The organism is Acetobacter estunensis (genome assembly GCF_011516945.1).
Taxonomy (GTDB): domain Bacteria; phylum Pseudomonadota; class Alphaproteobacteria; order Acetobacterales; family Acetobacteraceae; genus Acetobacter; species Acetobacter estunensis.
This window is the reverse complement of record NZ_WOTH01000047.1, coordinates 1-18374: the sequence shown is the minus strand read 5'-3', so window position 1 is coordinate 18374 and position 18374 is coordinate 1. Positions and strand designations below refer to the sequence as shown.

The following is an 18374-nucleotide window of genomic DNA, read 5'->3' as shown; positions in this document are numbered from 1 at the left end:
GGCTTATACGACCCAGAACGAAAAAACGTCAACACCTAAAAAATCAAAAATCATAAAAAATATCCAACTCACTGATTTCAAACACTAAATGTCACAGAGACGCCTCCCAGCTAGATTCTCGCGCCCTCAAACCCCCTCCTCTCCACTGCCCCTAAGCTCTGCCAAAGCCGACCGAGCTCTCGAAACACGCGCCTTTAGAGTTCCCACAGCCACTCCACATATGATGGCCGCCTCTTCGTATGAAAGCTCCTGCGCCCCCACGAGCATCAGTGCCTCTCGCTGAAGCGGGGGCAACTGCCACAGCAATCGTTCCAGATCCGAGATTCGCGAACGCGCGGCCTGCGGCCTTTCTTCGTGAGGTTGGTCGGCGCTGTATTCCTCAAGAACCTCCCGTTCGCGCTTACCCCTGCGGGTCTGCTCGTAAAAAAGGTTACGCAGGATCGTGAAGGTCCAGGTCTTGAGATTGCTTCCGGGCTCAAACTGATGCCGCGCCGAAAACGCTCTTACGATCGTTTCCTGCACCAGATCGTCCGCCCGCGTCCGGTCACGGCTTAAAAACCGCCCGAACGCCCTCAACTCTGGCAAAAGTGCAACGATTCCGTGACGAAAGGTAGCCGAAACCATATCTTCGGACGTGTCGGCCCTTTTCGGATCGTGTCCACCCATGCAAACCTGACTCCGCCTGCCGTTTCGATGCCCGCCGCGAAGGAATGTTCACGATGCCCGATTCGCAACGAAGCGAACTGATCCGCGCGCTTCCCTATGCACGCCGCTATGCACGGGCTTTGACCGGAAACCAGCCACGCGGCGACCTGCTCGTGGCGGAAAGCCTCCGCGATCTTTCCACCCGTTCAACCAGTTCACTATCGGCGCGTCTGAACCTGTATCGTGCCATTTCACAAAGAGCGACAGGCATGAGCGATGAGGCGCAGAATCATGTGCTGTCCATGCCGCAGCGCGAGCTTCTCCTGCTCACCAGTCTGGAAGGACTTTCCACTACACAGGCTGCTACCATCCTCGATCTTGCCCCACAGGATGCCACGGAACAGCTCACAAAAGCCCGTGAAATCATTCGTTCCGTATCGCGCACGTCCATCCTCATCATTGAAGATGAGCCGATCATTGCGATGGACATCGAAGATCTCGTGCTTCGATGTGGACATGACGTAGCAGGCATCGCCCACACTCAGGCAGAGGCAATTGCTCTGGCGAAGGAAACGCGTCCCGGCCTGATTCTCGCCGACATCAATCTCGGCGAGGGCGGAAACGGCATGGAAGCGGTCGCGGAAATCATGAAAACCATGTCCGTGCCAGTCATCTTCGTAACCGCCTATCCAGAATGCCTGTTGACCGGCAATACGCTTGAGCCATCCTTCGTCATCACCAAACCTTTCGAACCGCTCACGCTTGCCATCGCGACCTATCAGGCCATTACGGGGGGCGTGCCGGTTCCCTGAACCGAGTCTTCACGCCTCCGGCCTCTTGCATAGCCCCGCCATTCACCGCACTTTCCGGTCATGGCACCTCCCCTTCTCCATCTTCAGAACATCACCCTCACACTCGGCGGCAAGCCGCTGCTCAACGGCGCGGAACTTGCCGTGGGTACAGGTGAACGTGTCTGTCTGGTCGGCCGCAACGGCTCGGGCAAATCCACGTTCCTGCGTATCGCAGCGGGCGAAATCCTCCCCGATTCCGGAACACGCTTTCTCCAGCCCGGCTGCACCCTGCGCTACCTGCCTCAGGAACCGGACCTTTCCGGTCACGCCACGGCTCTGGATTATGTCACGGCCGGGCTGACCGATCCGTCTCAGGAATGGCGGGCCAACGTCATGCTCGATGCGCTGGGAATGAACCCGTCCCATGACCCCGCCACGATGTCGGGAGGAGAATCCCGCCGTTGCGCTCTCGCGCGCGTTCTCGCGGCCGAACCCGACGTGCTCCTGCTGGACGAGCCGACCAACCATCTCGACATGCCCACCATTGAGTGGCTGGAACGCGAACTGCTTTCCTTGCGAACCGCGCTTGTCATCATCAGCCATGACCGGCGTCTTCTGGAGACATTGTCCCGCAGCGTGGTCTGGTTGGATCGCGGCGTCACGAAACGTCTGGATCAGGGATTCGAACGCTTCGAAAGCTGGCGTGAGGAGGTGCTGGAACAGGAGGAACGTGACGCTCACAAACTCGACCGCCAGATCGCCCGCGAAGAGGACTGGATGCGCTATGGCGTCACGGCACGTCGCAAGCGCAACGTCCGTCGTGTAGCGGAACTTGCCTCTCTTCGGGCCAATCGACGGGACGCCGTGCGTCCACAAGGCAATGTGACGCTTGAAGCGCAGACCACCGGTCCCTCGGGCAAGCTGGTGACGGTTGCGGAAGAGGCCTGCAAAAGTTGGGGCGAGCGTCCCATCGTAAAAGACCTGGATCTGCGGGTGTTGCGCGGCGACCGCATGGGGATCGTCGGAGCCAACGGCGCGGGCAAGACGACTCTCCTGCGACTGCTGACGGGCGTAGACGCTCCCGACAGCGGCACGGTCACGGTTGGACCGTCAGTGGCGATGGTCACACTCGATCAGCAGCGTCGTGCCCTTGATCCCACAAGCACGCTGGCCGACACGCTCACGGGTGGTGGTGGCGACATGGTGCAGGTGGGCACGGAGAAACGCCACGTCATCGGCTATATGAAGGACTTCCTGTTTCGTCCGGAACAGGCCCGCACACCTGTTGGACAGCTTTCAGGTGGAGAGCGCGGACGTCTGATGCTGGCCTGTGCGCTGGCTCGTCCTTCAAACATTCTGGTGCTGGACGAACCCACTAACGATCTCGATCTGGAAACGCTCGATCTCCTTCAGGACATGCTCGCGTCCTATGATGGTACCGTGCTTCTGGTCAGCCATGACCGAGATTTTCTCGATCGCATCTGCACGTCCGTACTGGCCGCGACAGGCGCTGGTTCTTGGACCGAATATGCCGGCGGCTACAGTGACATGCTGGTCCAGCGCGAAGGTAAACCGCTGGATGAACGCTCATCCGAAACAGTGACGTTCCCTGCACATGAAAAAGCGGAGGCTGCGCTCTCCCCTTCCGGAAAATCCGGGACCCGCAAGTTGTCCTACAAGGATCAACATGCGCTTGACCGCCTACCGGCCCAGATGGCCGAGTTGGAAGCGAAGATTGTCACGTTGCGGAAAGCTCTGGCGGATCCCGATCTTTACTCTCGCGACCCGACAGCCTTCGCCCGTCACAGCGAAGCGCTCGACACAGCCGAACGCGCCCTTACCGATACGGAAGAACAGTGGCTTGAACTGGAAATGAAACGCGAGAGCTTGCAGGGGTAAACGCGCTGGCGCCCTCCCCTATTCTGCCCACGTCCCAACGCAGTTCTCGACATCCAGAGCAATGCCGCCCAATTCATGAATACGACCGATGGCAAGCGGCGTGAGAAGGCCCGCAGCCACCAGAAACACACTGCCCGGATACGGCACCCATATCTCCTCAATCTGACGCATGGCGTCCACGGGAGAAAGATCAGCCAGCAGAATCTCGGTCACGGCACCCACATCGCACACTACCGCCATTCTGGCTGTCAGACCGGGCTGATCCGTCACCATTCCGACAAAGGGCAGATGACCAAGCAGGGTCTTCAACCCGGGATCAGCGGCTGCGACTTCCTGCATCACTCCACTGACCGCTGAAAAACGGTTTCGGTAATTGCCCAGCTCGCGCTCCTGCTCGGCAAAGAAACCAAAGGCCGGATTATCTCGCGCCAGTGCCTCAGCTCCGGGCAGGCACACGATATCGGCCAAACGCGCTGTCTTCCGGTACGCCGTTCCAAGCCGCGCGAGTTCAAGGGCCGGAAACGTCGCAAATGGCACACCGAAATGAGCCTGCCATGGCGGGTCGGTCATCTCCATGATCTCACGAGGACGAAGGAGAAGATTCGCATGCAGGCTGGTGGCACAGACAAGACGCGCCCGTTCATGCGCACATGACAGCAGTGAGAACGGTCGCGCTTCCTTTATGGCGCTCCGGATCTGCCCGACCACGCCTTCCCCGTTCAACCAGCGGGCAGAGGATTCCAGTTCGGTTGCCTGTCGCACCAGAGCCGCGCGATCGGTAACACGCGCGAGACGGGCATTGGCAAGCTGACTGTACAGTGAAATGCGCCCACCGGCTTTCGCCGCCAGTGCGTCAAGAAAATCTCCGCTGGCGACAATCTCATCGAAACGACCGGTTTCTTCGAGACTCCGGATGTAATTCCATGCCGAAAAGTGCTCCCCCTGTAAGGGCCGCGTCACTCTGCGCAAACGTGGCAGAGCATCTTCATACAGGCCAGCGCCGAAAAAGACGGAGGCGATATCGGCATCCTGCGCATCATCGAGAAAATCCGTCTGCCGCAGCAGATCGCACACCTGCAATCTGTCCGTATTCTCAAACCTCTGCGCGAGATCGAGAAGCAATCCGCGCAACTGGCGAATGTCAGGCCAAAGTGCCAGCGCTTTCTCACAGGCAGCCAATGCTTCGGTCTCTCGATCTGCCGCTATCGCCTGCCTGATCTGGTCCAGAACGGCCTTCAACTGTCCATCGCCACCCAACGCCATTTCCTTCTCATTCCGCATAGGCGGTCACGTTCCTCTTCATGGATCTCGCAAAATGAAGATTGCACTTACAGTGAGACAGAAAAACGGCCACGTCCGCGCGAAAGGCGGTCGTGGCCGTAAAAACCAAAACAAACGGTGCCTGATGATGATCAGACGTTACTGGCTGCCGTCACAAGCAGACCGCTCAGACGACGCGCAAACAGTGCCGGATCCTTGGGGCTTTCGCCGTCCTGAATCCGCGCCACATCGAGCAGAACCTTTGCCAGATCACCCAACGCAGGGCTTTTTTCAGCCGCCTTGCGCGCCAGTTCACGCACAAGGGCATTACGCGGATTGAGTTCCAGCACCGGCGCCGTCTCCGGCATCTTCTGACCGCTGCGACGCATCAGCTTCTGCATCTGAAGGTCCGGTCCGTTTTCCGAAGCAGCCAACACCACAGCACTGGACACGAGCCGGTCCGTGCTGCGCACGTCCGACACATCCGAACCCAGCGCCTCTTTCAACGCAGGAAGAAGAATATCCATATCGGCGGACTCCCCTGTCGCCGCTTCGCCGGTGACAGGGAACTTCTCCAGATCGGCCGCACCCTGCGTCACACTGCGCAGCGTCTTGCCCTCAAAGCTGGACAAACGATCAGGCCAGAAGGAATCCACGGGTTCGGACAGCAACAGCACTTCCAGACCGCGCGCCCGGAAACCCTCAAGCTGAGGCGATTCAGCGAGCGATTCCGCGCTGTCACCCACAAGATAGTAGATCGCCTCCTGTTCCGGCTTCATGCGCCCGACGTAATCGGCCAGCGTCGTCCAGCCACTCTCCGGCTTGTCCGCGTCCACCGTCAAAGCGCTGGAACGGAACCGTGCCAGGCCGGCAAGTTCGGTGCGATGCTCGGCGTCTTCCCAGATGCCTTCCTTCACGACGGAACCGAAGTTCTGCCAGAAAGTCAGGAAGGAGGCGTCGTCCCTGGCTCGGGTCTTCAACTCGTTCAGAACCCTTCCCGTCACGGCCTTACGGATACGCGCCAGAACCGGAGTGGCCTGCAGCATCTCACGCGAGACGTTCAGCGGCAGATCCTCCGTGTCCACCACGCCTTCCACAAAACGCAGCCAAGCCGGCAGCAGCATCGCATCGTCGGTGATGAACATCCGCTTCACATGCAGGCGGATCTTGCTCTCGCGCGACGTTTCTCCAAACTCGAACGGGCGCTCGCTGGGAATGAACAGCAGAGCACTGAATTCGATCATGCCCTCCGCATGCCAATGCAGCGTGGCCCACGGCGTGTCGAAATTGTGCGAGATGTGGCGGTAGAACTCGTTAAGCTGTTCCTCCGTCACCTCGCTTTTGGGCTTGCGCCACAGCGCCGTGCCCTCATTGGCTTCTGTCTCCTCACCATCCTTCACGATGCTCACGGGCCACGCGATGTGATCCGCCCATTTGCGAATGATGGCCTGAAGCCGCCACGTGTCGAGGAATTCGTCCGCGTCTTCCTTGATGTGGAGCGTGATATCGGTGCCGGGCTTGTCCCGCTTGGCGGGCGCCAGTTCGTAAGCGCCCTTGCCATTCGACGTCCAACTCCACGCCTCATCCGAACCCGCGCGGCGCGAGACGACTTCCACCCGGTCCGCCACCATGAACGCGGCATAGAATCCCACGCCGAACTGGCCGATCAGGTTCGGCTTGTCCTCTGGCTTGGCGTTCTCCAGTTCCTGCCCAAAAGCACGCGTACCGGATCGCGCAATGGTGCCAAGATTGTTGACAAGCTCTTCCTTGGTCATGCCGGTGCCATCATCGGAGATGGTCAGCAGACGGGCATCCTCGTCTGGATTGATGCGGATTTTGGCATCGTCGGGTAACGCTTTCGCGCCATCTGTCAGTGCCTCGAAACGGCGGCGATCCGTGGCGTCAGCAGCGTTGGCCACCAGTTCACGCAGAAAAATTTCGCGCTCGGAATAGAGCGAATGCACGACAAGGTCGAGAAGCCGGCCAACTTCCGCGCTGAACTCGTGCTTTTCAGCCGCAGCGGACGTGCCGGGGGTTTCCTGTCCTGTCATCTTCAATGTCATCCCTGAAAAAAGTTCGATCCTGTCTGTCGGCCTACAAAGACCGCCATGCTGTCTGGATATGTGTGGGCTTTTGCGCCGTTTTCAAGCGCACCGAACCTCACCCCGAAAACAATACGGCCCCGGACATCCTGAGACATCCGGGGCCGTAGCGCAGGCTCCGCACGATCCTTCGTCAGCGAAGAATCAGGCGTCTCCCTTTTCCTTGAGCGCCGCCAGCACATCCGCAGGACGAATGGGCATGTGGCGCAAACGGATACCCACCGCATCGAACACCGCGTTGCCGATGGCAGCGCCAATCGTCGTCACACCCGGCTCACCCAGCCCCATCGGCTTCTCGGTGCTTTCCACGAACTCGATATCCATCTCCGGCACGTCCGGCATCCGTAGAGGCGTATAGGTGTCGAGATTGCGGTCCTTGCAGGTGCCGTCCACGATCTCGCTGCTTTCACACAGCGCCATGCTCAGCCCCCAGAGCGCACCGCCCTCTGTCTGCGCCAAAGCACCGTCCGGATCGACAATGGTTCCGGCATCGAGCACGAGCCAGATCTTCTCGCAGGTCACGACACCGGTCTTGCGATCGACATGCACGCGGACAATGCCCGCCGTCCATGTCGGCATGGCACGCTCCTGACCGAAGGTGGTCGCCACACCCAGCGCCGTATCCTTGGGCAGCGGCTTGCCCCAGCCCGCCTTTTCCGCCACGCGCTTGAGAACGGCCGCCTGACGCAATGCACCGCCTGCAGAGTCCGGAGCCTTCCCCTTGTTGCGACCCTCGGGGCCGTTACCGTTGAGCATTTCCAGACGGAAAGCCACAGGATCCTTTCCGATCTCGTGCGCCACCTCGTCGATGAAACATTCCTGCGCCCACGGGGTCCATCCCGCACTCACCGAGCGCAGCCAGCCGGGACGGAAGGTTTCCTTGGCCAGATCATTGCTGAGCGCCCGGACACGCATCGGTCCGAAATCATACCAACTGTCCGCACCGGCAATCGCGAACTGATCGTACGGCTTGCCGTCCACGCCCTTTTCCATGAAGGCCGCAGCCATCACCTCCGTCGGCCAACCGGCCGAGGCATGATGCTGAAATCCGACGATGGCGTTCTGCTCATTGAGCGCCGCCCGCACCACCTGCACCGAGGGGGAGCGGATAGAATCGAACATCATGTCATCGGAGCGCGTCAGGATCAGCTTTACCGGCTTGCCGCCAATGGCCTTCGACGCCAGAGCGGCTGGCACCGCATAATCTCCGTTCAGACGACGCCCGAAGCCGCCTCCGAGCAGATAGCTCATCATCTTCACCTTGGACTCGGGTTCCCCGAGCGCCTTGGCGATGACCGGCAGGAACAATGTCTGCCACTGGTTGCCGCAATGGATTTCCCAGATGCCGTCCTTGAGCTGGGCAACCGCATTCATTGGTTCCAACTGATAATGCATCACGGACGCGCAGGTGTATTCCTTCTCGACCACGCGATGCGCGCCTTTGAAGACATCGTCCACACCCTTGTCATCGAAGATCATCGTCCCGCCATCGCGGTGCGCGATCTGCTCACGCCCGCGATCGAGAATGTCTTTCTCCGTGACATGCGCGGTCTTGCCCGGCGTCCATTCCACTTTCAGCAGATCGGTTGCCTTGATGGCCGCCGGATAGCTCGAAGCCAGCACCACGACCCAGCCCGGCACCGTATCGGACGGATCGTCCAGCACGATGTAACGGATGTAACCGCGAACTTTCTTCGCTTCCGTATCGTCCACGGAAATGACCTTCGAGCCATAGCGCGTGGGCGGCATTTTGGGACGGCCATAAACCATGCCATCGATTTTCGCGTCGATGCCATAAATGGCCGCACCCGTCGTCTTGGGAGGAATATCGAGCGACTTCACCTGTTTGCCGATCACCCGTCGCTCGGATGCGGGCTTGAGCGGAAGCGCCTTCAACTGCTCGGGCGTGAAGCTACGGGCGGGACGCGCCTTCGCCACGATGTCCCCAAAGCTGATGGAGCGGGTGCCATCGGTCACGATGCCTTTGCGGGCATGGCAATGGGCAGCCGGCACACCCAGCAGGCGTGCGCCTTCCTCGACCAGCACGGTGCGAGCCGCCGCACCCGTCTGCCGGAACAGATCCCATGTCAGCCAGACCGACCACGAAGCACCGGTGATCATCAGTCCCCATTTCGGGTCCGTGTCCACATAGGTGATCTTCACCTTGTCCCAGTCGGCTTCCATTTCATCGGCGATGATCTGCGCCAGCGCCGTGCCGATATGCTGGCCCATCTCGGCACGGATGATGTTGACGTTGATCGTCCCGTCAGGTGCCACCGAACACCAGATGTTCGGCTCGAATGCCGGCGGCGGCAACGGCGATCCCAACGGATAGACCTGCGCCGCCCGGCCTTCGCGGGCAAAACCGAAGAGGAAGGCGCTTCCCACGGCAGCCGAGAGAAAACCGCGCCGGGAAAGGCCACGGCCCGCGGCCCGGTCCTGCTGGGCGGCAATACGTTCGAGCTTACCCATGAGAGTGCTCTCCTCCGTTCTCGGCCGACTTCATGGCAGCCGCAGCCTGCTTGATGGCCTTGCGGATGCGGATATAGGTCATGCAGCGGCACAGGCTGCCGCCCATCACGCCGTCAATGTCCTCATCCGTGGGGTCCGGATAATCCTTAAGCAGACTTGCCGCCTGCATGATCTGCCCCGACTGGCAGTAACCGCACTGCGGCACCTGAATGTCGCGCCACGCCACCTGAAGGACGTGCTCACCATTCGGGTCCAGCCCTTCGATGGTGACGACATCCGCCCCCTCCACGGCCGAAACCGGCGTGATGCAGGAGCGCGTCGCACGTCCACCGACATGAACCGTGCAGGCGCCGCACTGGCCGACACCGCAACCGAACTTGGTGCCCGTCAGGCCAAGGTCGTCGCGAATGGCCCACAGAAGGGGTGTATCCTCCGGCACGTCGAGCGATACGTCACGGCCGTTGAGTTTGAACTTGATCATGATGAAGCTCCGGGATCCCGACTCACGGCCAGACTCAATGGGAAGAATTCACTGGCGGTTCTTCCACCAGCTTGCGGGCCTCGGCGGCCTTGCGGTCCAGATCGGTCCACGGGGGCATGTTCGTGCGCGTACGCCGCAGATAGGCCGCGATCCGCGCCATGTCGTGATCGCTCAGCGCATTGTAGAAGCTCGGCATCGCAACGCCGGTCTGCCCTTCCTTGTTGGACAGGCCACGCATCATGATCAGATAGAGATCCGTCGGCTCATCCAGCCACAGCGCGCTGTTGAGCGCGAGTTCCGGGCGTCCAAGCACAGGCGCCGGGGCCGCGTTGTAATGACAGGCCGCGCACGCGCCCTGATAGAGGCGCGCATCCGGATCGGTGTTGAAGCCGATCAGGTCACGCTTGCTGTCTTCCATGGCCTGCTTGATGGCTGCTGCGTCTCCGGCCACGCGTTCATCGGCATGATCCACTGACGCGAAATAATGCGCGATGGCGTGCACATCCGATTCCGGCACAGTGGCAAGGAAGTCATGCGCCACCGGTGACATCGGACCGCCAGCCGGTCCATGCAGCGGCGCTACGCCATTGCGGAGATACTGGTAGAGTTCGTTTTCCGTCCAGACGACCGGCGTCGGGTTTTTCTCGTTGAGAGGCGGCGCGGTCCATCCATCGACAGCCCCACCGTCATAAGCATAACCCGGCAGTTTCTCCGCCCCCAAGAGGCCGCGCGGAGTGTGGCAGGCGCCGCAATGGGCCGCGCCTTCCGCCAGATACGCGCCACGGTTCCACTCCGCGTCATGCTTGGGATCGGGCTTGTAACGGCCCGGCGTGAAATAGAGCAGCTTCCAGCCGGCCAGACCGATACGCGGCGTGACACTGAGCGGGAAATCGTTCTGGCGATGGGTCATATGCACGGCGGGCCGCGTCATGATCCAAGCGTAAAGATCCGAGATGTCCGCGTCCGACATCTTGGTAAAGTGGTCATAGACGAACGCTGGCAGCAGATGGGAACCGTCACGCGACACGCCCAGTTGCAGGGCGCGGCGGAAGGCGTCTTCCGACCAGTTGCCAATGCCGGTCTCCGGATCGGGGGTGATGTTGGAAGAATAGATCGCCCCGAAAGGCGAGACCATCTTGTAGTCACCAGCCAATGTCGGACCGGCATGACCATCCTGCCGGGTGTGACACTCCACGCAGTAACTTTCCGCCGCGACGATGCGCCCGCGCTCAATCTTTTCCGCAGAGAACTGACTGGCTTTCGGTGGATCGATCTTTGGAAGCGCCGGATACCAAGCGTACCACAAGAACCCCAATCCGCCGAGGATTCCTGCCCCGACGCCAACCCCGAGTATGCGCTTGATCACTCTTCCCCCATCACCGGCCCGGCCGGCCGTCCACGACCACTTAACGAACGAAGCCGTGCCACATCTCCGTTAATAAGAAGCCTTCAGTGGCACTCTATGTCATAAGTTATGTCCAACCGTGCAGTAAATGCATGACAGGCACTTTGGAACTGCAAAAGCGGAATATGATTTATGTCATGGCGATATTTTATCGCCCGATCCTGGGATTCTCCAGCAAAAGCTGGCGTTTTTCTTTCCAATGTCTATATACCACCAAATATAGACATTGGTTTTTAATGGGCCGATAGTTCCACCCACCCCCTGATGCGCGGGGGCAGGCGGAAAGCTGTACTCACCCTTTCAGCACGCCAGCAAGAACCTCTTTCGCCCCACTTTTCTTCAATCCCTTGCGGAAAGACGCGAAATGCTCGGCGAACGTCGCATTCTCGGCCACGCCCCATCCTGCGAACACAGGTAACCCGAGAATGGCCTGCGGGTCTTCTCCTTGCAGCGCTGCCTTATCCTGTTCCGTGACCTGCGGGTCACTCACACGGATATCGCCGGTCGTGCCATTCACATCCCGATAACATTCGGCCCAGCAAGCAAGGGTGAAAGCCTCACGCCGCGCATCCCGCCCCTTCTCAAGCAACTGTTTCACGGTCGGGCCAAGGAACACCGGCAATTTGGCCAATCCGCCGGACGCGATTCGCTCCAGTTGATCCCCCACTTCCGGGTTACGGAACCGGTTCAGCACCAGCCGCGCATAGTCCGTGACATTCACATCCGCCGGAGGCGTGAGAAGTGGCGCCACATCTTCATTGAGGAACGTCTCGACCAGCGTGGCCAGTCCTTCATCCGCAATGGCCTTATCCACCCGGCGATATCCCATCAGAAGGCCCGCATAGGCCAGCGTGGAGTGGGCCGCGTTCAGCATCCGCAGTTTCACCTGTTCATAAGGTGCCACGTCACTGGTGAACTGCACGCCCACCTTTTCCAATGCGGGACGTCCGGCACAGAATGAGTTCTCGATCACCCACTGGGTGAAATCTTCCGAATAGACCGGCATCATATCCGCAACGCCGCTTTCACGGTCCAGTCGCTCAATGTCCGCCGCACCGATCGAAGGGGCAATGCGATCCACCATGGCACAGGGAAACGTGACCTTCTCACGCATCCATGCGCCAAGCTCCGCGTCACGCGCGTCGGCAAAACCGCAGAACGCCGTCCGCGCGACTTTGCCGTTTTCCTGAAGATTGTCGCACGAAAGAACCGTAAACGGCCCCACACCGGCCGCACGTCGCCGCTTTAGTGCCTCCGTGACGATGCCGAACGCCGTCTGGGGAACGTCACGCGTCAGATCCTCGGCGATATCGGGATGGTCGAGTTGAAACCGTCCCTGCCCGTCCACATAATAACCGCCTTCCGTAATGGTCAGGCTGACGATGCGGATCGCCGGGTCCGTCAGACGGTGAATGACGCCTTCATACTCATCCAGACAGCTCACATACTCGACAATCGAGCCAATCGCATGGATGGCTTTTGTGCCGTCCGACGCAAACTCGGTCAGGGTGAACAGGCTGTCCTGCTTGCGAAAAGCTTCCCGACGCTCTTCTTCCCGGCGGCCATGACGGATCCCAAGACCCACGATTCCCCATTCCGCCTGCCCCGGCAGGGCAAGGACCTGCTCCACATAATGTGCCTGATGAGCCCGGTGGAAATTGCCCACACCGATATGCGCGATACCCGGACGAACATCGGCACGGGAATAGGAAGGCTTGAGAACGTCCTGCGGAAGATGATCCAGCGTGGCGTTCGAAAGGGGAATCATGAAGTCAGGCTCCTTGGAAAATGAATACGAACACGCGCCATGGCCCATCCGTGAGGACCAGCATCATGGCGAAAAGATACGTGCAGGGCTGTGGTGTCATAACACATCGGACAGGGCTTCGTTTTCCGCGGGTCGGTTTTCATCCACACCACCTGCCTTTCGGACTTGAAAGCCGGGGTCGGCTCCGCTATCACCGCCGCTCAATCACGCGCCCGGGCCTGTAGGGCATGCCCGGCCGTGCCTTGCCGCGTTCCGCGAGGAATAGCGGCCAGAAGTCAAGGAGACCGAAATGCCCAAGATGAAGACGAAGTCGTCGGTCAAAAAGCGGTTCAAGATCACCGCAACCGGCAAGGTGCTCTGCGGCCCGGGCAACAAGCGCCACGGCCTTATCAACCGTTCGCAGAAGATGAAGCGCACGAATCGTGGTCCTCAGGTCATGACCGAGATGGACGCGAAGACCGTGAAGCAGTGGGCCCCCTACGGGCTGGCTTGAGGAGCACCGATTAAATGGCACGTGTAAAGCGGGGCGTAACGACACACGCCCGTCACAAGAAGGTTCTCAAGCTCTCCAAGGGCTTCCGGGGCCGCTCTTCCACGAACTATCGCATTGCGCTCGAGCGTCTCGAAAAGTCGCTCCAGTATGCCTATCGCGATCGTCGCAACAAGAAGCGTGAGTTCCGCGCTCTGTGGATCCAGCGTATCAACGCTGCCGTCCGTGAGCATGGCCTGACCTACAGCCGTTTCATCAACGGTCTGGACAAGGCCGGCATTGACATCGACCGCAAGATGCTTGCTGCCATCGCTTTCGATGACGCTGCCACCTTCGGCGAGATCGTGAAGAAAGCTCAGGCCGCCCTCGCTGCCTGATCGACTTTCTGTCGTGATATGAAAAAGCCGCCTTCATGGGCGGCTTTTTTTATACCCTAATGATGGCCCCGCTCATTCTTCCTCAGGTGGGATCGCCTTGGGACGATTGTTCTCATCGAGTGCCACGAACACAAACTTGCCCTGCGTGACCAGATCACGCTCCTTCGCATGACGCAGCCGCCGCCACGCCTGCACCTGAATGGTCATGGAGGTGCGCCCCACCTTCAGTATGTCGGTATAAACCGAGAGTTCATCCCCCACCGCCATGGGTGCGAGGAAAGACACGCCATCGATAGCCACGGTCACGGTCTTGGTGCCCGCCCGACCATTGGCGGCGGACCCGGCGGCCAGATCCATCTGTGACATGACCCAGCCGCCGAAGACATCGCCCGCCGCATTCGTGTTGCTCGGCATGGCTATGACACGGATCGTCAGTTCGCCCGACGGCTTCGTTACCTTGTTCGTCAGCATGTCACTCACCTGTCCCGTTGCGTTCGCCACTGACAATGGCACAAACCCACGCCAACAGCCGCATCACCGTCCGTAGAGCATCTCGGGCGTCACCACGGGATCGGAGATCGTCTCCAGCCCTTCAGCACCGAAACGGCGATAAAAACAGCTCCGTCGTCCCGTGTGGCAGGCGACGCCCGTCTGATCGACCAGCAGCAGAACCGCGTCGCCGTCGCAATCCAGTCGCGCCTCCACCAGACGCTGCACCTGCCCCGATGTCTCGCCCTTGCGCCACAAAGACTGGCGGCTGCGTGACCAGTAACACACCTGCCCGGTCAGGAGCGTTTCGCGCAGAGCATCACGATTGAGCCATGCCACCATGAGCACCTCACCCGTGTCATGCTGCTGGGCGATGCCACAGACCAGACCGTCTTTATCGAACGCAACCCGCTCAAGTTCGCGTTCGACCGCTTCCTTGCCCGGTCGCTCGCATGTCTCCACTCCTCGGCTCACGCGCCTGCCTCCTCTCCGTGTTTCTTCTGCTCGTTCTCACTCAGAGCAGAGGCCAGCCACACCGGCACGCGCGGCACGATCCGATGTCCCGCCGCCTCCAAATGTTCAGCGAAGACTTCCGGACGCAGAAAAGCCAGTCCGCAATGATCGTGGCTGGAACGCACCTGCCCCACTTCCTTGTCTCCCGACCGGATCGGCGTGCCAACGGGTGGCAGTGGCGCTTCGGACGCAACGGGCACGAGGCGACGCTTGACCAGTCCGCGATAGCGCGTGCGTGCGGTCAGTTCCTGCCCCATGTAACAGCCCTTGGTCCACGAAATCCCGTTGAGCAGATCGAAATTGGCTTCCAGCAGCAGCGTTTTCTCGGGCTCGCAATCGCGCACACCGTCGGGCAGTCCCAGCACGAGACGGTGCAGATCATACTCCGCCACATCCGCCTTGGCGGTCTTGGCCGGCTCCAGCAGCAAAAGCCGCCAACCTGCTCCGGGCAGCCGTGGATCAGGCGCGAGAATGGCATTTTCCGTCGTCATGGTGTCCGGCAGCGCCCCCCAGGCCGCATGAACCACCAGACGTGTGGGCTGGATGGTCACATCCGCGCGCAGACGGAAGCGCGACAGGGTCGTCACGATCATCTCAACCTGCGACGCCGCACAATCGAGAAGCAGGCAGGGTTCGTCCGGATCGGCAAAGATAAAGAAATCCGCTTTCCAGCGACCCTGAGCCGTAAGCAACGCCGCCCATACGGCCTTGCCCGGCTCAACCTCAGTCACATCGTTGGAGACCAATCCCTGAAGGAATTTGACCCGATCCTCACCCCTAATGGCAATGACAGCCCGGTCAGGCAGATGAGCAAGATAGGACATCAGGCAATACTCCGCAGGGCTACGCCTCTAGTGCGCAGGCAAAAAGATTGGACGGTATTTCCGTAGGAACAAGAGGCAGGCTGAAGAATTATTCCCGTCCAGTCCTCACGTTTTCAGGAAGACGCGCCAATATCCTCCCGGATGGGACGGGCGCGTTCACTTGCTGTCTTGAGCTGACCGCAGGCCGCCAGAATGTCGCGTCCACGCGGCATACGGATGGGAGAGGCAAAACCCGCATCCATGACAATCTGCGCAAACTTCGCCAGTTGTTCGCGCGTGGAAGGCTTATATTCGCTGCCGGGCCACGGATTGAACGGAATCAGGTTCACCTTGGCCGGAATGCCGCGAATAAGACGCACCAACTCCCGCGCATCCGCCTCACTGTCATTGATGCCACGGAGCATGATGTATTCAAACGTGATGCGCCTTGCATTGCTCGCAGCGGGATAGCGCCGACAGGCCGCCAGCACTTCGGCAATCGGATATTTGCGGTTCAAAGGCACGATCTCATCGCGCAAATCGTCGCGCACGGCGTGCAAAGAGACCGCGAGATTGATGCCAAGCTCATCCCCGCAGCGGTCCATCAGTGGCACGACACCGGACGTCGAAAGCGTGATCCGCCGACGTGAAAGGCCGATCCCTTCCCCATCCATGATGATCCGCATGGCCTTCGCCACGTTCTCATAATTATAGAGAGGCTCGCCCATCCCCATCAACACGATGGTGGACAGCAACCGCGGCGTCTCTCCCTTGGGGCTGGGCCACTCGCCATAGGAATCCCGCGCTCCCATGAACTGCCCCACAATCTCGGCGGCTCCGAGATTGCGCACCAGCTTCTGAGTGCCGGTGTGGCAGAACGTGCACGACAATGTGCACCCCACCTGAGAGGAGATGCACACAGCGCCCCGATCCTCGCGACGGTCAGGTATATAGACAGTCTCCGCTTCCTGTCCGTCACGGAAACGGAAAAGAAACTTGCGCGTCTCATCGAGCGAGGTTTGCACGACGGTCGGTTCCGGCCGCCCCACGATGAAGCGTTCCGCCAATTTCTGCTGGAGAGGTTTGGCGATGCTGCTCATGCGGGTGAAATCGGTCACCCCCTGATGATAGATCCAGTGCCAGAGCTGTTTGGTGCGAAACGGCTTTTCACCGATGGCGACCAGTTCCTCCGTCAGTTCCTCGCGCGACAGTCCCACGAGGTCACGCCTGCCATCGGCAAGTTGCACAGGCGGCGGCGAGAACAGCGCCGATTTCGCAAGAATCCGCTCACGGTCAGCCGCGTCAAGCGCGAATGCGGTATCGCTCATGGATCGGGATTCCTGTTCATCTGGACGTGAGGCTGTGAAGGCGCGCTCCTACCACGGGGCGCGCGGAATGAGGAGAAAAATCGGTGGTTCTGCACAGCAGCCCATTGCCGAAGAAGCCGACAGGCTGCCACAACGTCCTCGCTTTTTATCTATTCCGGAGCCCAGAATGCCGGTGCGCCCCCTTGTCACGTTCCCCGATCAACGCCTGCGGGAGATAGCAGCACCCGTCACCCTGTTCGATGACGCGCTTCGTCGTCTTGCCGACGATCTGCTCGACACGATGCGGGCCGCACCGGGGGTCGGCATCACGGGACCGCATATCGGCGCTCTTCAGCGTATTGTCGTGCTGGAGCTTCCCGGGACAGTTCCGCACACCTACATCAACCCGACCATCATCTGGGCATCCGACGACACGCTCATTCATGAAGAAGGCAGCGTCTCCATGCCGGGAGTGATCGCGCCCATCGAACGGCCGGCACGGGTGCATGTGCATTATCAGGATCTGGACGGCACGGAGCATACAGAAGAGGCAGACGGTCTACGGGCAATCTGCCATCAACACGAAATCGATCAGTTGAATGGAATCTTCTGGACCCAGCGCCTCTCGCCATTGCGCCGCAATCGCGTAACGGTGCGTTTCGAAAAACTCATTCGAGCCAGTAAATAACCTTATCCGATACGACGCGCGCCGATCAGGAACTCCCGGTTGCCTTCAGGTCCGGTGATCGGACTGGCTTCCACTCCCAACACGTCCCAACCCGGAAGAGCACGCCACCAGTCCGCAATCATCGTGCAGACCTGTTCGTGCACGGCCGGATCGCGCACCACGCCCTTTGCCCCCACATGCTCGCGTCCGGCTTCGAATTGCGGCTTGATGAGCGCCACAGCCCAGGCATCCGGCGCGGTCAGGGCAAGAGCGGCGGGCAGAACCGTGCGCAAACCGATGAAGCTTGCGTCACACACGACAGCCCCGATGGGATCGGCAATCAGGCTCGCATCCAATGCTCGCGCGTTCTGCTTTTCCATCACCACGACATGGGGATCGGAACGCAATTTCCACGCAAGCTGTCCATGCCCCACATCCACGGCATAGACCTTGCTTGCGCCATTGGTCAGCAGCACGTCGGTAAAACCGCCCGTGGAGGCACCGACATCCACGCAGATACGGCCTTCAGGTGAGAAACCAAAGAATGGCAAGGCATGGGCAAGCTTCAGCCCACCGCGCGACACCCAAGGGTGGTCCTGCCCCTTCAGGGCAAGTGGCGCATCCTCAGGCAGCATGTCGCCAGCCTTGGCCACCTGCCGATCTCCCCTGTAGACCAGCCCCGCCATGATAAGAGCCTGCGCCCGTGTCCGGCTTTCGACCAGCCCCCGGTCAACGAGAAGCTGATCGGCTCGGCGTTTCGCCATGACTCAGGCGATCTGCTCGGCAACGCCGCTCATACCGATAGCGTTGAGAGCGGTGTTTACGATGCTGGGCGCGTTGAGCCCGGCCTCGTCGTATTGGGCGGTCTGTGTGTTGTGGTCGATGAAACGATCGGGCAGCGTCAT

17 protein-coding genes are annotated in these 18374 nt (G+C 60.2%); 5 read left to right on the top strand and 12 right to left on the bottom strand.

From position 1 onward, the window contains the following. Positions 1-126 precede the first annotated feature (126 nt). A complete protein-coding gene (locus tag GOB87_RS14460) occupies positions 127-666 on the bottom strand; it encodes a sigma-70 family RNA polymerase sigma factor (protein ID WP_242006471.1) in 540 nt (179 codons plus the stop codon). A gap of 53 nt (positions 667-719) precedes the next feature. On the opposite strand from GOB87_RS14460, the gene GOB87_RS14455 reads away from it, so the two are divergent. Together GOB87_RS14455 and GOB87_RS14450 are read left to right on the top strand one after the other, a co-directional pair. Further along, positions 720-1457 carry a PhyR family response regulator anti-anti-sigma factor gene (locus GOB87_RS14455; RefSeq protein ID WP_166318316.1) on the top strand — a complete coding sequence of 246 codons (738 nt, stop codon included), beginning with the start codon at positions 720-722 and terminating at the stop codon, positions 1455-1457. Between the two features lie 60 nt (positions 1458-1517). Then, entirely contained in the window at positions 1518-3335 is a 1818-nt protein-coding gene (locus tag GOB87_RS14450) for an ABC-F family ATP-binding cassette domain-containing protein (protein ID WP_166318313.1), read from the top strand. Positions 3336-3353: 18 nt separating this feature from the next. On the opposite strand, the gene GOB87_RS14445 is transcribed toward GOB87_RS14450, so the two are convergent. The 6 genes from GOB87_RS14445 to GOB87_RS14420 form a co-directional block, all read right to left on the bottom strand. Next, complete coding sequence (locus tag GOB87_RS14445) at positions 3354-4616, bottom strand: tetratricopeptide repeat protein (protein WP_166318310.1); 1263 nt, start codon at positions 4614-4616, stop codon at positions 3354-3356. Between the two features lie 131 nt (positions 4617-4747). Further along, positions 4748-6646: a molecular chaperone HtpG gene (gene htpG / locus GOB87_RS14440; RefSeq protein WP_166318307.1), complete on the bottom strand. Its 1899-nt coding sequence runs from the start codon at positions 6644-6646 to the stop codon at positions 4748-4750. Between the two features lie 195 nt (positions 6647-6841). After that, positions 6842-9169, bottom strand: a complete 2328-nt coding sequence (locus tag GOB87_RS14435; protein ID WP_166318304.1) for a xanthine dehydrogenase family protein molybdopterin-binding subunit — start codon at positions 9167-9169, stop codon at positions 6842-6844. Then, positions 9162-9650, bottom strand: coding sequence for a (2Fe-2S)-binding protein (locus tag GOB87_RS14430; protein ID WP_166318301.1), 489 nt, complete (start codon positions 9648-9650; stop codon positions 9162-9164). The genes GOB87_RS14435 and GOB87_RS14430 overlap by 8 nt, the downstream gene beginning before the upstream one ends. 34 nt (positions 9651-9684) lie before the next feature. Continuing rightward, the gene (locus tag GOB87_RS14425) at positions 9685-11016 is read right to left on the bottom strand and encodes a c-type cytochrome (protein ID WP_166318298.1); all 1332 of its coding nucleotides are present in this window, start codon (positions 11014-11016) and stop codon (positions 9685-9687) included. A 331-nt stretch (positions 11017-11347) separates the two neighbouring features. Continuing rightward, a complete protein-coding gene (locus tag GOB87_RS14420; RefSeq protein WP_166318295.1) occupies positions 11348-12823 on the bottom strand; it encodes a mannitol dehydrogenase family protein in 1476 nt (491 codons plus the stop codon). A gap of 289 nt (positions 12824-13112) precedes the next feature. Between GOB87_RS14420 and rpmI the strand changes: the two genes are divergently transcribed. Next, positions 13113-13316, top strand: a complete 204-nt coding sequence (rpmI, locus tag GOB87_RS14415) for a 50S ribosomal protein L35 (protein ID WP_166318292.1) — start codon at positions 13113-13115, stop codon at positions 13314-13316. A gap of 14 nt (positions 13317-13330) precedes the next feature. Next, positions 13331-13690 carry a 50S ribosomal protein L20 gene (gene rplT, locus GOB87_RS14410; protein ID WP_166318289.1) on the top strand — a complete coding sequence of 120 codons (360 nt, stop codon included), beginning with the start codon at positions 13331-13333 and terminating at the stop codon, positions 13688-13690. Between the two features lie 72 nt (positions 13691-13762). On the opposite strand, the gene GOB87_RS14405 is transcribed toward rplT, so the two are convergent. From GOB87_RS14405 to rlmN, 4 genes are all read right to left on the bottom strand, one after another. Continuing rightward, complete coding sequence (locus tag GOB87_RS14405) at positions 13763-14161, bottom strand: acyl-CoA thioesterase (RefSeq protein WP_166318286.1); 399 nt, start codon at positions 14159-14161, stop codon at positions 13763-13765. 63 nt (positions 14162-14224) lie between these two features. Continuing rightward, positions 14225-14653 carry a phosphoribosyl-AMP cyclohydrolase gene (hisI, locus tag GOB87_RS14400; RefSeq protein WP_166318283.1) on the bottom strand — a complete coding sequence of 143 codons (429 nt, stop codon included), beginning with the start codon at positions 14651-14653 and terminating at the stop codon, positions 14225-14227. After that, the gene (gene ygfZ / locus GOB87_RS14395) at positions 14650-15516 is read right to left on the bottom strand and encodes a CAF17-like 4Fe-4S cluster assembly/insertion protein YgfZ (protein WP_166318280.1); all 867 of its coding nucleotides are present in this window, start codon (positions 15514-15516) and stop codon (positions 14650-14652) included. Before ygfZ ends, hisI begins: the two co-directional genes overlap by 4 nt. A 113-nt stretch (positions 15517-15629) precedes the next feature. Next, positions 15630-16823, bottom strand: a complete 1194-nt coding sequence (gene rlmN / locus GOB87_RS14390; protein ID WP_166318277.1) for a 23S rRNA (adenine(2503)-C(2))-methyltransferase RlmN — start codon at positions 16821-16823, stop codon at positions 15630-15632. 166 nt (positions 16824-16989) lie between these two features. On the opposite strand from rlmN, the gene GOB87_RS14385 reads away from it, so the two are divergent. After that, entirely contained in the window at positions 16990-17490 is a 501-nt protein-coding gene (locus GOB87_RS14385; RefSeq protein ID WP_166318274.1) for a peptide deformylase, read from the top strand. Between the two features lie 2 nt (positions 17491-17492). On the opposite strand, the gene GOB87_RS14380 is transcribed toward GOB87_RS14385, so the two are convergent. After that, positions 17493-18233 (bottom strand): TlyA family RNA methyltransferase, encoded by a 741-nt coding sequence (locus GOB87_RS14380; protein ID WP_166318271.1) that lies wholly within the window; start codon positions 18231-18233, stop codon positions 17493-17495. Positions 18234-18374: the final 141 nt, after the last annotated feature.

Coding starts and splice junctions, on each gene's coding strand:
- GOB87_RS14460 (WP_242006471.1), bottom strand. CDS start 666: ATGGGTGGACACGATCCGAAAAGGGCCGACACGTCCGAAGATATGGTT.
- GOB87_RS14455 (WP_166318316.1), top strand. CDS start 720: ATGCCCGATTCGCAACGAAGCGAACTGATCCGCGCGCTTCCCTATGCA.
- GOB87_RS14450 (WP_166318313.1), top strand. CDS start 1,518: ATGGCACCTCCCCTTCTCCATCTTCAGAACATCACCCTCACACTCGGC.
- GOB87_RS14445 (WP_166318310.1), bottom strand. CDS start 4,616: ATGCGGAATGAGAAGGAAATGGCGTTGGGTGGCGATGGACAGTTGAAG.
- htpG (WP_166318307.1), bottom strand. CDS start 6,646: ATGACAGGACAGGAAACCCCCGGCACGTCCGCTGCGGCTGAAAAGCAC.
- GOB87_RS14435 (WP_166318304.1), bottom strand. CDS start 9,169: ATGGGTAAGCTCGAACGTATTGCCGCCCAGCAGGACCGGGCCGCGGGC.
- GOB87_RS14430 (WP_166318301.1), bottom strand. CDS start 9,650: ATGATCAAGTTCAAACTCAACGGCCGTGACGTATCGCTCGACGTGCCG.
- GOB87_RS14420 (WP_166318295.1), bottom strand. CDS start 12,823: ATGATTCCCCTTTCGAACGCCACGCTGGATCATCTTCCGCAGGACGTT.
- rpmI (WP_166318292.1), top strand. CDS start 13,113: ATGCCCAAGATGAAGACGAAGTCGTCGGTCAAAAAGCGGTTCAAGATC.
- rplT (WP_166318289.1), top strand. CDS start 13,331: ATGGCACGTGTAAAGCGGGGCGTAACGACACACGCCCGTCACAAGAAG.
- GOB87_RS14405 (WP_166318286.1), bottom strand. CDS start 14,161: ATGCTGACGAACAAGGTAACGAAGCCGTCGGGCGAACTGACGATCCGT.
- ygfZ (WP_166318280.1), bottom strand. CDS start 15,516: ATGTCCTATCTTGCTCATCTGCCTGACCGGGCTGTCATTGCCATTAGG.
- rlmN (WP_166318277.1), bottom strand. CDS start 16,823: ATGAGCGATACCGCATTCGCGCTTGACGCGGCTGACCGTGAGCGGATT.
- GOB87_RS14385 (WP_166318274.1), top strand. CDS start 16,990: ATGCCGGTGCGCCCCCTTGTCACGTTCCCCGATCAACGCCTGCGGGAG.
- GOB87_RS14380 (WP_166318271.1), bottom strand. CDS start 18,233: ATGGCGAAACGCCGAGCCGATCAGCTTCTCGTTGACCGGGGGCTGGTC.